Here is a 15,002-nt window from a genome sequence, read left to right on the forward strand (position 1 = left end):
ATGGTTGCTTTGGGCTGATATTACAATGGTTGCAGTACCCATGTCCCGCCTGCCCGCACCAGCCGCAGGCCACTGCCGGAAAGCGCCGATTGCAGCGTCTGGACCGAATCGGAGAAGGCCAGCTGGATGACGGCGCCGTTCTGGGCAATGGTCGAGACATCGACGCCGATCACGCCAGGGGTCGAAAGCAGCCGGGCGCGGATGCCGTTCCACTGATGTATGCCCGAAAACGGCACCGCGACCGCAAGCGACATCGCCGGGCGGGCGGCCTGCTGCTCCGCCTCGACGCGGGCCCTGGCCTCGGCGGCCATCTTGATTTTGACCGAACGCCACTTCTCCAGCATCACCTCGTCGAAGCGCCGCGCCGCGGCCGCGGCGGCGCCTTCGACCGTGCCATCCTCGGATGTGTAGGTCTTGTCGAAATTGATGCGTCCCAAGGGCGAGTCGCCCTGCATCACGGCATGGATGCCGCCTTGCGGATCGGGCTCGGCAAATGCCACCAGGATGGCCTTGGCCTCATATCGTATCATCAGCGATTCAAGCTTGATGGCATCACCCGCCAGCACCTCCTCAGGCGAGATCGCGGACGTGTCCTCGAGATCGCCTAACGGAATGATGATCGGCACCACCGACTGCTCGGCCTTGAGGTCGAGCCAGGCCTTGCGCCAGAGATTTTCCTCCCAGACGATCGGACCGGTGGGTCCTTTCCACAAGGGCAGGATGACGATCGGCGGCGCCTGGTCCTCGACGACCTCGATGCCATGCCGGCCGAACACTTCCCGGATCTTGGCCGGAAGGAAGCGCACCGTGAGCTTGCCGATGTAGCGTCCCGGGGCTGAACGCTCCTCCTCGATCGACAGCGAGCGCAGCATGCGGCCGATATCGCGGGCGTCCATCCCGGCTAGGCGCTGGGCCGCCTCGGGCGAGCCCAGCCGCTCGGCCAGGATGTAGAAAGCTTTTACCTGGGCCTCGATGATGGCGCGGGTACGGGCCGAGGCTGCATCCTTGTCGGTCACGTCGACCTCGACGCCGGTGACCGAGAACATACCGGTCTCGACCGGCCCGACCGCCCGGGCGCTCTCAGGCACAACAACGGCAAAAAGGGCCAGAAAGGCTGCAAGCAGGCCCCAAGAACGCACCGTCATCCAAAACTCCATCTGCGAGCCCGCGCTCAACTGAACGCTTTATCTGCCTGCCCGTTCGGGCTATTCACCGCGGCACACAGACGGCCAGCAGCAATCCAGGATCATTGAGGCAAACTAGCGGCATGGGCGCAGGCAAACAAGACGGCCATAACGGCATATCCTACGCGGATGCGGGGGTCGATATTTCGGCCGGAAACGCGCTGGTCGAGGTGATCAAGCCGCTCGCCAAGGCGACCGCGCGGGCGGGCACCGATTCGGCCTTGGGCGGCTTCGGCGGCCTCTTCGATCTCAAGGCCTGCGGCTTCAAGGACCCGGTGCTCGTCGCCGCCAATGACGGTGTGGGCACGAAACTCAGGATCGCCATCGATTCGGGCCTGCACAAGACGGTGGGCATCGATCTCGTCGCCATGTCGGTCAACGACCTGATCGTGCAAGGGGCCGAGCCCCTCTTCTTCCTGGATTACTTCGCCACCGGCAAATTGCAGGTGGAGGAAGCCCGCGACGTGATCGCAGGCATCGCCGAGGGTTGCCGGCAAGCGGGCTGCGCCCTCATTGGCGGCGAGACCGCCGAGATGCCCGGCATGTATCATGGCGGCGACTATGATCTCGCAGGCTTTGCCGTGGGTGCCGTCGAGCGGGTGAATATTTTGCCGCGCGCCGATGTTGGCCCTGGCGATGTCATTCTGGGCCTCGCCTCGTCCGGTCCCCATTCCAACGGCTATTCGCTGATCCGCCGTCTCGTCGAGCTGAGCGGTCTCGCCTATGCCGACACCGCACCTTTCGCGCCCGGCAAGACCTTGGGCGAAGCTCTGCTGACACCGACCCGCATCTATGTGAAGCCGGTCCTTGCCGCGCTCAAGGCATCGGACGGCATCAAGGCGCTCGCCCATATCACCGGCGGCGGCTTTCTCGAGAACATCCCACGCGTGCTGCCCGCGAGCACCGTGGCCGAGATCGATCTCGCCCAGGTGCCTTCGCCGCCCGTCTTCGGCTGGTTGCAGAAGACCGGCGGCGTCAGCGAAAGGGAGATGCTGCGCACCTTCAATTGCGGCATCGGCATGATCTGCGTGACGGCGCCCGAGAGCGCCGCGGAAGTCGCGCGTCTCTTCGAAGCACAAGGCGAGCACGTGGTGACGCTGGGAACGATCGCCGCCCGCAGCGGATCCGAGGAGCAGGTCAAGCCCCGCGGAAAGCTCGCGCTCTGATGACGGGGCGCAAGAAGACCGGCATCCTCATCTCGGGCCGCGGCTCGAATATGCAAGCCCTGATCAGGGCGGCGCAGGATCCGCATTACCCTGCCGAGATCGCCGTCGTCATCTCCAATCGTCCCAATGCCCAGGGGCTCGATTTCGCCAAGGCGCAAGGCATCAGGACGGAAGTCATCGACCATAAGGCCTATGGCTCGCGTGAGGACTTCGACCGCGCCCTCGATTCAGCGCTCAGGCGCCATCATGTCGAGATCATCGCCTGCGCCGGTTTCATGCGCGTCATGACCAAAACCCTGGTCGAAGCCTGGCGCGACCGCATGATCAATATCCATCCCTCGCTGCTCCCGGCGTACAAGGGGCTGCACAGCCATGAGCGGGCCTTGGCGGATGGTGCGACGCGCCACGGGGCTACCGTGCATTTCGTGCGTCACGACGTCGATTCAGGACCGATCATCGCCCAGGCGCGCGTGCCGGTGCTCAAGAGCGACACGCCCGAGACGCTCGCCCAGCGCGTGCTCGATGCCGAGCACAAGATCTATCCCAAAGCCTTGGCGCTCGTGGCCTCCGGCGCGCTCAGGGTCGAGGGCGAGGAGGTCGTCGCAACCGCGCCGGGCGTCACGCTGCCGGTCGTCATCCCCGTCCTACCGTGACGACGTCCTGCCTTTCTTTGCGGCGCGGCCCGACGAGGCGTTCAGGTCCACGGCGGCGCGGATCAATGCCGTGAAAGCCTTGGCATCGATTGGTTCACCCTCGCGGATGTCGATCGCGCGCCGGGTGTTGCCATCGAGGCTCGAATTGAAAAGGCGTGATGGGTCCTTCAGCGACGCGCCCTTGGCGAAGGTCAGCTTCACGACGCTCTTATAGGTCTCGCCGGTGCAGATGATCCCGTCATGCGACCACACCGGGACGCCGCGCCACTTCCACTCCTCGACCACCTCGGGATCGGCTTGCTTGATCAAAGCGCGGAGCTTCGCCAGCATCTCACCACGCCAGTCGCCCAGCTCCTTGATTCTCGCATCGATGAGCCGCGCGGGAGATTCATCTTTCGTCGATCCCATCTTCTTCTCCTTCAACGCTCCAATTTCTGCTTTGTAATGAATTCGTATATACTAAGTTAGTATCATAAGGGGGCTGACTGATGACAAGGGATGTGCCGCAATCCGCGTCTGGCGTGCTCATCGTCGGAACCGGTCCGGCCGGATTGTTCGCGGCATGCGAACTTCTTCGCCATGGCGTCAGGCCTCGCGTCGTCGAGCGGAGGGCAGCACCGCATCATGAGACTCGCGGTACCGCGCTTCAGCCGGCGGTGCTGGACATCATCGATCGGGCCGGTCTGATAGAACCCTTCCTCCAGGCGGGCGTCCACATCAGGCAGATCCAGCTTTTGGGGCCGGGCCTCAAGGAAATCGTCAGCGCCAAGCTTGCCGGCATCGGGTGCAAATACGAGTTTCAGTGCAGCCTGCCGCAGTGGCGCACCGAGGCAATTCTGCGCGAACGCCTGGAAAGCCTCGGCGTCGCGATTGAATACGGCACGGAAGTCAAGTCGATCGAGGACGATCCGGCAGGCTTGCGGGTGACCCTCGATGTGGACGGCCGGACCGAGATTCTGACGACAGCCTATGTGCTTGGCGCGGGTGGCGCCCACAGCGTGACGCGCCACTCGATGCAGGAGCACCTCGAGGGCGACACTTACGACGGCCAGTACATTGTCGCCGACGCGAAAACCCGCTTGCCGTGCCCGCCCGAATGCGGCCGCGTCATTGTCGGGCCGGACGGTTTTGTCCTGATATCGCCGTTGCCGGATGAACGCTTTCTCATCTTCGTCAATCGCGACGAAGCCGATACACGGCGCGAGCTTCCGGCATCGCACGAGCTGGCCGCATTGCTCGATGCCCGCGTCGGCGCCGATATCGGCCTGCACGATCTCAAATGGGTTTCCTATTTCAAGATGCACAAGCGCGCCGCCGAGCGCCTGAGCGACGGACGGCGGTTCCTGTTGGGCGATGCAGCCCACCTGTCCAGTCCGATGGGCGGCGAGGGTCTCAACGCCGCATTCATGGACGCCGCCGACATCGCCTGGAAGCTCGCCCTCGTCGCACGCGGCGCGGCGAAACCGTCGCTGCTCGAGAGCTACGCGCAGGAGCGCGGGGCCGCCGACCGCCATGTGCTCGAAGTGTCGGACGAGATCCATGATTTCGTGATCGGTCTGGTCGCAACGTGCAACAGCGGCGCGATGCCGGTCGTACCGCCGGCGGATCCGGCTGAAGCTGTCGCGGTGACACGCAAGCGGTCGATGCTCGATGTGTCATACGCCGGAAGCGCACTCGTCGGTCAGGCGGGCGCCGATGTCGGGGGAGCACCGCCGGGAAGCCGCTTCGGTGCGTGTCATCGCCTGAGTGGCACGGGCCACCATCTGATCCTGTTCGGCGCCCCGCCACGGCTCGAGCATTTTCGCGCGCGCTGGAACGGGTTCGTGTCGATCGTCGATGCTGCGAGCGCTGAGTTCGACGCGGCGGAGGTGGGAATTCCCGATGGCGGCGCTCTCCTCATCCGGCCCGACGGCTTCGTGGGGTTCCGCGCAAGCCCGGTGGATGAGGCGGCCATGGCGGCCCTCGATGCCCATCTCGCCACATATCTGATACCGGCTGCGATGCGGGCGAGCAGCAGCCCATCAGCGCGCAAAGAGCACTGAAAGACAAAGCAGGGCGAGGATCACGGCGACGATCCAGCCCGCCGCTTTGGCGCTCCGCGGTTGCGACTTTCCCTGTTCCTCAGCGTTCTCCTTGCCCATCAGCGCGCCGCAAATCGCCATTGCGGCACCACCCCAGCCGATGCCGAAAACGGCGGCGCTGTCGAGCCCGATGGACGCCCCTCCCAACAGCACGGCTTTCATGTTGACGAAGGCGAAAGCGATCGCCGTCAGGCCAAGGGCGCCAACAACCGTCGCAAAGACGACGAAACCGATGCGTTTCAATATTGCCGTCATGATGAATGATCCTTCAGGAAGCGACATTCACTGCGGGAATAATGACAGGGTGGCCGCAAAAGCCAAGCTGCTGAAGAGTCCACCTTAGAGAAATACGTCGAGATCGGGCTTCTCCTGCTCGGCGCGCAGCTCGTCCTGCCATTCCTTGAGCAGCGCCTTGCGCCGCTTCGGATAGCGGTCCTTCAATATGTCGAAATGCGAGATGCGGTCGGTGCGGAAATGGCGGAAGGCGGTGCGCAATTCGCACCAAGCGATGATGTTGCGCGTCGCCTCGTAATAGGCGATGCCGATCGGCCAGATCGTCCGCTCGGTACGGCGTTCGAGTTCGTCGCGATACTGGATCTGCACTTTGCGGCTCTCACGGATGGCGCTGCGCAGGCCTGCGACATCGACGGCATCGGCGGCGCGCTCCTCGCGCGGCGGCACCACCAGTCCGGCATCGAACAGAAACGGCTTCAGCCCTTCCGGCAGCACGGCGCCGATCTTGGCGACGCTGTCGCGGGCGGCGCGCGACAGCTGGACGTCGCCGCGGCGCGTCACCCAGCGCAGACCCAGCATGACGGCCTCGAGCTCATCGACCGTGAACATCAAAGGCGGCATGTCGAAGCCTTCGCCCAGCACATAGCCGATGCCGGCCTCACCCCTGATCGGCACACCCTGCGTGACCAGAGAATTGATGTCGCGATAGACGGTGCGCAGCGAGACCTCGAGTTCCTCGGCCATGGTCTCGCCGGTCACCGGCCGCCGATGGCGGCGCAGGATCTGGAGGACCTGCAAAAGTCGGTCAGCGCGTCTCATGGCCAGTACCCCGGTTCGCTGGAAAATTTACGCTTCTAGCGTGCTCTTGAACGCGAAGCTCCCGGCGGCATAGGCAGGAAACTTCGCGTCCGGCACAGCAGGAACCTACTGCAGTGCTGCTGACAAAGCATGTCAGGAAGCTGGCAGGAAGTGACCTTTTCCGGCATCGGCCGGCTCGGAAAATGGGAGGATCAGATGGGGACGGCCAGCATGGCCAAGGGCGCCGCCGTCGCCACCATGAGCAAGGCGGCCATGATCAGGAACCAATGGACGGGCAAGGTGGCGCGACGAGCGTTCATGGGTCTGGACTGTGTGCTGATTCTCATTTCGGGAAAATGATTCTTTTCAAAGGCTTAGGTCTTGAGATCTAAGCCTTTGATTCAATTAGCTCTAAGGATTGGGGGGTGATGGCGAGGGGGGTATGGACGGCCCGCCCGCGACCGGCATCGGCGGATTGGGCTGGACCGGTTGCACCGTCTTGAGCTTCATCTTGACGATATTTTCTTGCGTGATCTGGGGCCCGTCCTTGGCTTCCTGGGTCAGTTTCGGCGCGGTCTTCTTCTCCGCCGCCGAAGGCCCGGCCAGCGCTGCTGCCAGAAGCAGGACCGCGATTGCCGCACGGAACATGGCAAAATCCTCTCTCAGACATCCGGTAGACGCCCCAACTTGGGCCGGAATGTGCCATAGCCCACCTGATCACCGGCTGAGCTAGCTGTTCATCTGGGATTCATCTGGCCCGACGGCAGTAGCCCCCGCTCAGTCCTTCGCCGAAGGCAAAGGCAGGCCGGCCTCGGCGGAATAGACCTTCACCACCGCCGCATCGTCCTCGCGGCCCAAGCCCATGGCGGCCGCTTCGGCAAAGAGCCGGTGCGCGGTCGAAGCGATGGGCAAGGGGAAATCGAGAACCCGGCCCGCCTCGAGCACGATGCCCAGATCCTTCACGAAGATGTCGACCGCCGAGCGCGGCGTGTAGTCGCCCGAAATCATGTGGGGCACCCGGTTCTGGAACATCCAAGAGGAGCCCGCGGAGTTGGAGATCACCTCATAGAGGAGACTGGGATCGATGCCCGCCTTTATGCCGAGCGCCACCGCCTCCGCCGCAACCGCAATATGGACACCGGCGAGAAGCTGGTTGATCATCTTCACGCGCGAGCCCGCCCCTGGCGCATCGCCCAGGCGATAGACCTTGGACGCGATCGCGCCGAGAAACGGTTCCGCCTTCTCGAACGCCGCCGCGGCGCCCGAAGCCATGATGGTCATCTCGCCGGCTTCGGCCTTGGCCGAGCCGCCCGAGACGGGAGCATCGAGCGCCAGCAGGCCTTTTCCGTTCAGCTGGCGCGCCAGTTCCTCGGCAAAACTCGGCGGCACGGTGGCGCATGAGATCACGAGCGAGCCTTGCGATAGAGCCGCCGCTGCTCCGTCCGCGCCGAACAGAACCGTCTGCGTCTGCTCGGCATTGACCACGAATGTCAGCACCGCATCGGCCCCTTTGGCCCCCTCGCCGGCCGAGGTGGTCCCAAAGCCTCCCGCCTCTTTGAGCCGCGTCAGCGCTTCGGGCCGCACATCGACACCGCGCACCTCGATGCCTGCGCGCAGAAGCGAAAGAGCAGCCCCCATCCCCATCGAGCCGAGGCCGATGACGCAGGCAACCGGGCGTGGATTTGGAGTCATCATTGAGGCCGCTTCTCGAGTGTTCTTTTGAGGAAGGGAGCTAGGCGGGCCTGAGCCACACCCGGTTGTCATGGAAGGCGCCGCCTGCCGCCGGCGCCGGCTGGTCGCAGCCGGTCAGCGTGTTGATGCCCTTGCCGTCCTCGAAGGCCTCGTTCGGCCAGATCGATTCCGCGACCAGCACGCCGCGGCGCACGCCGTCGAAGGCCTGGACATGCAAAGTCACGGCGCCCCTGGCGCTGCCGAGACGCACCTTGTCGCCATCCTTGATGGCAAGCGAGGCGAGATCGTCCGGATGCGCGAAGACGGTCGGCCGCCCTTCCCTTTTGCGCGAGGATGGCGTCTCGTTGAAGGTCGAATTGAGGAAGGTGCGCGCCGGGCTGGTCGCGAGCCGGAAGGGATAAGTCTCGGTCGCCTCCTCGATGACGCCCCAATGGTCCGGCATCTGAGGCATGTCGTCGACCGGACCATAGGGTCCGATCCCGGCCTTGAACCGCGCCGCTTTCCAATCCGGCTTGAAGCGGAACTTGCCGTCCGGATGGCCGAAGCCGTTGAGGAAATGCGCGCTCTCGAAATCCTGCTGCACGTCGATCCAGGTCGCCTCGTCGAGGGCTGCAAGATCGGGCCGGTTCGAGTTCTTGAGCGTCCAGTCGATGAGCTCGCGCGGGCTCATGGCGAAGCCCGGATGCTCGGCCCCCACCCTTGCGGCCAGATCGGCGATCACCTCGTGATTGTTGCGGCACTCGCCCGGCGGCTCGATGAGCTTCGCGCCCAGCATGATGTGCTGGTGGCCGCCGCCCTGGTAGAGATCGTCATGCTCGAGGAACATCGTCGCCGGCAGCACGATGTCGGCGAGTTGCGCCGTCTCGGTCATGAACTGCTCATGCACGCAGGTGAAGAGATCGTCACGCATGAGCCCTTGCCTGACCTTGGTCTGGTCGGGCGCCACGGAAGCCGGGTTGGTGTTCTGGACGATCATCGCGGTGACCGGCGGGCCGCCCGCCAGGTCATAGGGATCGTTGAGCAGAACCGGACCGATGCGGCATTGATCGAGCTGGCGGATCGAAGGATCGCGGATATCGAGCCCCTCGATCATGGTCTTGTTCCACTTGTACATGCCGCTGTTCGAGTGGAAGGCGCCGCCGCCTTCATGCTGCCAGGAGCCCGCGACCGCGGCGATCGCCGTCACCGCATGCATATTGGCGGAACCGTTGCGCGAGCGGGTGAAGCCATAGCCGATGCGCAGATAATTGCGCTTCGTCTCGCCGATGAGCCTGGCGAAGGCCTCGATCTCGGAGGCCGGGCAGCCGCAAATGGCGGCCGCCCATTCGGGCGTGCGCGCCCTGAGATGCGCTTCGAATTCGCGCGGCACGTCGGTGTATTTCTCGAGATAGGGCCAGTCGGCATGGCCGTCGCGGAACAGCACATGCATGACGGCGCAAGCGAGGGCGCCATCGGTGCCGGGCCTGATGATCATCTTCACATCGGCCTGCTTCATCGTGCCGGTCTCGTAGACATCGACACAGGCGATCTTGGCGCCCCGCGTCTTGCGCGCGATCGCCGCATGGGTCATCACATTGACCTGGGTGTTCACCGGATTGGTGCCCCAGATCACGATCAGGTCGGATTTCTGCATCTCGCGCGGGTCGGAGCCGGTCATGCGGCCGCAGCCGGCGAGGTAGCCCGGCCACGACAGCGCCACGCAGAAGGTGTCATAGAGGCCGGAATATTTCTTGGCGTGGCGCAGACGGTTGATGCCGTCGCGCATCACCAGGCCCATGGTGCCGGCATAGTAGTAAGGCCACACCGATTGCGCGCCATAGCGCTCTTCCGATTTGAGGAAGGCTTGCGTGACCTCGCCCATGGCATCATCCCAGGAAAGGCGCTGCCAGTCGCCGGCACCCCGGGCCCCTTTCCGCTTCAAGGGATAGAGCAGGCGGTCGGGATGATGGATGCGCTCGGCATAGCGTCCGACCTTCTCGCAGATGACGCCCAGGGTGTAGGAATTGTCTTTCGCGCCACGCACGCGTCCGATCGTATGGGCATCGAGCAGTTCGACATCGAGAGCGCAGGCCGAGGGGCAGTCATGCGGACAGACCGACCGGCCGATCTTGATATTTGTACGGATGTTCATGGTGCTAGTTTAGGCTAAACGATTCCAAATGTTTAGGGTGACAATGACGGGGACAATCCGGAGGGGATGAGCCAGGCCTTGGAGACCATCACCAGCGCGCAAAACCCGGCGATCAAGGCCATTCGCGCCCTTGAGTTGAAGAAGAACCGCCAGGATACCGGGCTGTTCGTCGCCGAGGGCCTAAGGGCGCTCGAGCGGGCGCGACAGGCGGGGATCGCGGCCGACACCGTCGTCTCGGTCGCAACGCCCAAGGATTGGGGCCAGGCCCGCACCATCAGGGTGTCGGAAGCCGTGATGGCGCGGCTCAGCGGGCAGAACAATCCCACTGGCCTCATCGGCGTCTTCAAGCAGTCCGCCATCCTCTCCGATTTCGCGCCCGGTCCGGATGACGTTGCGATCGCCCTCGAATACATCCGCGATCCCGGCAATCTCGGCACGATCATCCGCACCGCGGACGCCGTCTCGGTACGCCATGTCGCGCTCGTGGGCGAGACCTGCGATCCCTTTTCGCCGGAAGCGGTGCGCGCCAGCATGGGCTCGCTCTTCGGCGTGAAGCTCAGCCGGATGACGGCGAAGCAATTCCAAGCTCCCCTTGCCGAGTGGCCAGGGGAGATCGTCGCCACCGCCGCCCAGGCCGCAGCGGATTATCGTCGCACCTATGCCCGGCCCACTTTGCTGCTGATGGGCAGCGAGGGCAGCGGCCTTTCGGCCACGCTCGCCGCACAAGCGAATGTGTCGGTGCGCATTCCCATGTCCGGGGGTGCCGAATCGCTCAATGTCGCCACCGCTTCAGCTCTCATGCTCTACGAGGTCAAACGGTCCGAGCTGCGCTAGGATCCGGGGCATGAATTCATCAGCGCGCAACAAAATCCGAATTTGATGTGCGTCAAGATCAACCAGCAAGCAAGGAGATTGGCATGCCTACCAGCTTCAATGTTCCCCGGCGAGACGTTCTGGTGGCAAGCGCAGCATTCGCCGCGGCGGCTGTGGCAACAGCGAAGCCCGCCGTTGCCGGCGATCCGAGCTTCATGAACAACGTCCCTGATCCTCTGCTTGCGGACAAGGAACTGCCGACGTTCAAGTTCGCTCTCGAGAAGTCGCAAGGAAAGGTCATCGGCAACAGTTTTGGGAAGGAGGCGACGGTCACCCAACTGCCGATTTCCAAGGGCATCGCCGGCGTCTCCATGCGCATCGAGCCTGGGGCGATGCGGGAGCTTCACTGGCACGCCACCGCGGCCGAATGGGCTTTCGTCATCGAGGGCCGCGTTCGGACCACTGTCATTGATCCGCAGGGCAACGCCGAGACGAATGATTTCGATGTCGGCGACGTCTGGTACTTCCCCCGCGGACACGGTCACATGCTCGAATGTCTCGGTGCGACGCCCTGCCAATTCATTCTCATTTTCGACAATGGATACTTCTCCGAGTTCGGCACGTTCAGCGTCAGCGACTGGATCGCTCATGCGCCAAAGCCACTGCTCGCAAAAAACTTCGGCCTGCCGGAGGAAACGTTCGATACGTTCCCCAAGGGGGAGGTATACTTCGCCCAAGGCGCTGTGCCGCCCGAACAACCAGCGGAGCCGCTGCAAGGGTGGAAGCTGCCGCCGGAAACGCATAAGTATCGTCTCCTCGCCCAGGCGCCCCACAGGGTCTATGCGGGCGGCCGCGAGTGGCGGGTCGATTCCGCGCGGTTTCCGATCTCGAAGACGATCACCGGCGTGATCCTCGACCTCGAGCCGGGGGCATTAAGAGAGTTGCACTGGCACCCGAACGCCGACGAATGGCAGTACATCGTCGATGGCCAGGTGAGCGTCACCCTGTTCGGCTCGGGCGGGAGATTCCGTGTCGAGACGCTGGAGAAAGGCGACGTCGGCTACATTCCGCAAGGATACGGGCATTCGATTGAAAATGTGGGCGACAAGCCCGCCCGCATCCTGATCGGGCTCAACACCGGCATCTACGAAGCGATCGACCTGTCGCAGTGGATTGCGGGCAACCCGGCTGATGTCCTGGCCACCAACTTCGGACAGCCACAAGACCTGTTTGCCAAATTCCCCAACCACGACGTGTTCCTCGCCGGCCCGAAGGACGCCAGCAAATAGGATCACCGGGTTCACGGGCTGGCTCAGGGGCAGTCGCTGTCGACCGTGAAGCGCCGCTTGATCCAGCCCTTGGTGACCTTGTCGCCATTGTAGTGCGACACCTTGCACCAGCGTGAGCGCGGCGCCGCCGATTTCGGCACGCAAGGGCCATCAAGATGGATGATGCCGTGATTGCCGGGCGGCAGCACATCGACGATCGGATGGGACGTGCCCGGGCCTCCGCGCATATTGAGCACGTCATTGGCCGCGACATTGGTGACGATCAGGCAACCCGGCCCCGACGTGGCATGCGCGGCACCTGCCGTCAGCATCAGGCACGCCGCGATCAGAAATATTCGCATCGTCTCCTCCCTCTTTGCGATAAGACTAGCCGCTTCCGCGCTATTTCCGAAGGTGAGCCTATTTCACCACACTTCCACGAATTCGTCCTTGTTTTCGGCACAAGGAGGGTAAACACCCCTCACCCTCTCTTGCCCGGACAGGGGCGGGAAGATTAGGTTTGGCGAAGGATCGAGGAGGATTTGATGAAATCGCATGCGCGGGTGGTGATCGTTGGCGGCGGCATCATGGGGGTAGGCCTCCTCTATCACCTGGCGCTTGAAGGCTGGAGCGACATCGTCCTCATCGAAAAGGGCGAGCTCACCTCGGGCTCGACCTGGCATGCGGCCGGCCAGTGCCCGCATTTCAACGGCTCTCTCAACATGACCAAGGTGCATGTCTATGGCACCGAGCTCTATCCCAAGCTGGAACAGCTCACCGGCCAAGCCGTCTCCTGGCATGGCTGCGGCGGCTTGCGCCTGGCCCAGACCGATGAGGAGCTGAACTGGCTCAAATATGTCGAGGGCATCTCCAAGCTCGGCGGCTATGAAGGCGAGATCATCGGCCCCGACGAGATCAAGAAATACCACCCCTTCCTCGAGACCTTCGGCCTCAAGGCCGCCTTCCGCACCGTGACCGATGGCCATGTGGCGCCGGCCGATGTGACCAATGCCATGGCCGCGGGGGCGCGCAAGCTCGGCGCAGAAATCTACCGCCGCACCCTCGTCACCGACATCAAGCAGCTCAAGAGCGGCGAATGGCAGGTGATCACCGACAAAGGCACCATCACCTGCGAGCACGTGGTGAATTCCGCCGGCTCCTATTGCGACGTGGTCGGCGCCTGGACCGGACACAATGTGCCGATCGCCAACATGCTGCATCACTACATGATCACCGAGCCTCTGCAGGAGCTCATCGATCTCGAGATGGAATTGCCGGTGGTGCGCGATCCCTATTCGCATGCCTATTTGCGCGAGGAGACGAACGGGATCCTGGTCGGTCCCTATGAGACCGAGACCGCGCATGTGTGCTGGGACGGCGAGCCCCCCGCCTGGGATTTCGAGAGCGAGCTCATCGCCCCCGAGCTCGACCGCCTGACCCCCTGGCTCGAACGCGCCACCGAGCGCCTGCCGCTCTTCGCCAAGGCGGGCCTCAAATCGATCATCTCCGGCGCCATCACCCACACGCCGGACGGCGTCTATCTCTCAGGCCCTGCCCCCGGCCCCAGGAATTACTGGATGCATTGCGGCGCCTCGATCGGCATCTGCCAGGGCGGCGGCGCCGGCAAATATTTGGCGCAGTGGATGGTGCACGGCCAGGCCGAGATCAACATGCGCGAATTCGATCCGCGCCGCTTCGGCAATTGGGCGAGCAAGGATTACACCGCCGAAGTGTCGATCGCCGACTATCACCATATGTATTACTGCTACAAGCCGGCCGAGCAGCATGAAGTCGGCCGAAACCTGCGCAAATCCGCGCTGCATGAGAAGCTCAAGGCCGAGGGCGCGCAATTCGCGCAAATCTTTGGCTGGGAGCGCGCCCGCTGGTTCGACAAGACCGGCAAGGGCGAGGACTTCTCCTATCGCCGCTCGAACTGGTGGGAAGCGGTGAAGCAAGAGGCGCTCGCGGTGCGCGAGAAGGTCGGGCTCATGGATCTTTCGACCTTCGCCAAATTCGAGGTCGCAGGCGCCGATGCCTACGCCTTCCTCGACCGCATCTGCGCCAACAAGATCCCCAAGACGGGCGGCATCATCCTGGGCCATCTCCTCAACGACAATGGCTTCATCGAATCCGAGATCACCGTCACGCGGCTCGCCGATGACAGGTTCTATGTCCTCTCGGCCGCGGCCGCTCAGCTCTATGACCTCGATCAGCTGCGCTGGCGGATCAAACCCGGCGAGCGCGTCGAAGTGAAGGACGTTACCGACGATTATGGCGTGCTGGTGCTCGCGGGTCCCAAGGCTCGCGATGTGCTCGCCCAGTGCACCAGAACCAATTTGGACAATGCCGCTTTCCGCTGGCTGACGGCGCAGGAGATCGAGGTCGCCAGCGTCAAAGGGGTACGGGCGTTGCGCGTCAATTATGTCGGCGAGCTCGGCTGGGAACTGCACACGCCGATGGCGGACATGCCATTCGTCTTCGATGCCTTGATGAAGGCCGGCGCCACGCACGGCATCCGACTCTTCGGCACTTATGCGATGAATTCCTTGCGCATGGAAAAGGCCTATCGCGGCTGGGGCTCGGAGCTCACCAGTGAGATCGACATGTTCGAAGGCGCGATGGAGCGCTTCATCCGTCTCGACAAGCCCGATTTCATCGGCCGGACCGCCAGCCTGAACCGCAAGCAACAAGGCGAGCGGATCAAGCTCACCTACATGGCGGTCGAGGCCGGCGACAATGACTGCCGCGGTAACGAGCCGGTCTATCTCAATGGCAAGGTCGTCGGCCTCACCACATCGGGGGGTTACGGCTTTGCCGTCAACAAGTCGCTGGCCTTCGCCTATGTCGAGCCCCGTCTCGCCAAGGCCGGCCAGGGCTTCGAAATCCTCTTGCTCGGCGAGCGGAAAAAGGCCCAAATCATCGCCGAACCAGCCTGGGATGAGACGAATTCACGACTGAAAGGATAGCGGGGGCGCGAAGGGA

At 63.5% G+C, this 15,002-nt stretch carries 15 protein-coding genes; 7 read left to right on the forward strand and 8 right to left on the reverse strand.

All coding sequences use genetic code 11. The features are described 5' to 3' along the window. Positions 1–20: 20 nt before the first annotated feature. Complete coding sequence (locus DS839_RS04745) at positions 21–1,145, reverse strand: DUF2066 domain-containing protein (protein ID WP_162918306.1); 1,125 nt, start codon at positions 1,143–1,145, stop codon at positions 21–23. A gap of 122 nt (positions 1,146–1,267) precedes the next feature. Here DS839_RS04745 and purM point away from each other — a divergent pair, with 122 nt between their 5' ends. Both purM and purN read left to right on the forward strand, forming a co-directional pair. Beyond that, on the forward strand, positions 1,268–2,350 hold the full coding sequence (purM, locus tag DS839_RS04750; protein WP_119269129.1) for a phosphoribosylformylglycinamidine cyclo-ligase: 1,083 nt from the start codon (positions 1,268–1,270) through the stop codon (positions 2,348–2,350). Further along, on the forward strand, positions 2,350–3,003 hold the full coding sequence (purN, locus tag DS839_RS04755) for a phosphoribosylglycinamide formyltransferase (RefSeq protein ID WP_119269130.1): 654 nt from the start codon (positions 2,350–2,352) through the stop codon (positions 3,001–3,003). Before purM ends, purN begins: the two co-directional genes overlap by 1 nt. On the opposite strand, the gene DS839_RS04760 is transcribed toward purN, so the two are convergent. Further along, positions 2,995–3,411 carry a DUF1801 domain-containing protein gene (locus DS839_RS04760; RefSeq protein WP_119269131.1) on the reverse strand — a complete coding sequence of 139 codons (417 nt, stop codon included), beginning with the start codon at positions 3,409–3,411 and terminating at the stop codon, positions 2,995–2,997. The two genes, purN and DS839_RS04760, sit on opposite strands and share 9 nt — an antisense overlap. An 80-nt stretch (positions 3,412–3,491) precedes the next feature. Between DS839_RS04760 and DS839_RS04765 the strand changes: the two genes are divergently transcribed. After that, positions 3,492–5,045, forward strand: a complete 1,554-nt coding sequence (locus DS839_RS04765) for an FAD-dependent monooxygenase (RefSeq protein WP_119269132.1) — start codon at positions 3,492–3,494, stop codon at positions 5,043–5,045. On the opposite strand, the gene DS839_RS04770 is transcribed toward DS839_RS04765, so the two are convergent. Continuing rightward, on the reverse strand, positions 5,025–5,339 hold the full coding sequence (locus DS839_RS04770; RefSeq protein WP_162918307.1) for a hypothetical protein: 315 nt from the start codon (positions 5,337–5,339) through the stop codon (positions 5,025–5,027). The genes DS839_RS04765 and DS839_RS04770 overlap by 21 nt on opposite strands. 84 nt (positions 5,340–5,423) lie before the next feature. Then, positions 5,424–6,137: a helix-turn-helix transcriptional regulator gene (locus DS839_RS04775; RefSeq protein ID WP_119269134.1), complete on the reverse strand. Its 714-nt coding sequence runs from the start codon at positions 6,135–6,137 to the stop codon at positions 5,424–5,426. 129 nt (positions 6,138–6,266) lie between these two features. Between DS839_RS04775 and DS839_RS04780 the strand changes: the two genes are divergently transcribed. Continuing rightward, positions 6,267–6,476 carry a hypothetical protein gene (locus DS839_RS04780; protein WP_119269135.1) on the forward strand — a complete coding sequence of 70 codons (210 nt, stop codon included), beginning with the start codon at positions 6,267–6,269 and terminating at the stop codon, positions 6,474–6,476. 51 nt (positions 6,477–6,527) lie between these two features. Here DS839_RS04780 and DS839_RS04785 read toward each other — a convergent pair whose 3' ends face one another. The 3 genes from DS839_RS04785 to DS839_RS04795 form a co-directional block, all read right to left on the reverse strand. Next, a complete protein-coding gene (locus DS839_RS04785; RefSeq protein WP_119269136.1) occupies positions 6,528–6,764 on the reverse strand; it encodes a hypothetical protein in 237 nt (78 codons plus the stop codon). A gap of 129 nt (positions 6,765–6,893) precedes the next feature. Beyond that, entirely contained in the window at positions 6,894–7,808 is a 915-nt protein-coding gene (ltnD, locus tag DS839_RS04790; protein ID WP_119269388.1) for an L-threonate dehydrogenase, read from the reverse strand. A gap of 40 nt (positions 7,809–7,848) precedes the next feature. After that, a complete protein-coding gene (locus tag DS839_RS04795; protein WP_119269137.1) occupies positions 7,849–9,939 on the reverse strand; it encodes a molybdopterin-containing oxidoreductase family protein in 2,091 nt (696 codons plus the stop codon). A 66-nt stretch (positions 9,940–10,005) separates the two neighbouring features. On the opposite strand from DS839_RS04795, the gene DS839_RS04800 reads away from it, so the two are divergent. Together DS839_RS04800 and DS839_RS04805 are read left to right on the forward strand one after the other, a co-directional pair. Then, positions 10,006–10,773, forward strand: coding sequence for a TrmH family RNA methyltransferase (locus tag DS839_RS04800; protein WP_119269138.1), 768 nt, complete (start codon positions 10,006–10,008; stop codon positions 10,771–10,773). Between the two features lie 83 nt (positions 10,774–10,856). Then, positions 10,857–12,041, forward strand: a complete 1,185-nt coding sequence (locus tag DS839_RS04805) for a cupin domain-containing protein (protein ID WP_119269139.1) — start codon at positions 10,857–10,859, stop codon at positions 12,039–12,041. A gap of 23 nt (positions 12,042–12,064) precedes the next feature. On the opposite strand, the gene DS839_RS04810 is transcribed toward DS839_RS04805, so the two are convergent. Continuing rightward, a complete protein-coding gene (locus tag DS839_RS04810; RefSeq protein WP_119269140.1) occupies positions 12,065–12,382 on the reverse strand; it encodes an SH3 domain-containing protein in 318 nt (105 codons plus the stop codon). A 183-nt stretch (positions 12,383–12,565) separates the two neighbouring features. Here DS839_RS04810 and DS839_RS04815 point away from each other — a divergent pair, with 183 nt between their 5' ends. Beyond that, positions 12,566–14,986 carry an FAD-dependent oxidoreductase gene (locus DS839_RS04815; RefSeq protein ID WP_119269141.1) on the forward strand — a complete coding sequence of 807 codons (2,421 nt, stop codon included), beginning with the start codon at positions 12,566–12,568 and terminating at the stop codon, positions 14,984–14,986. Positions 14,987–15,002: the final 16 nt, after the last annotated feature.

It is taken from the genome of Taklimakanibacter deserti, from assembly GCA_003574785.1.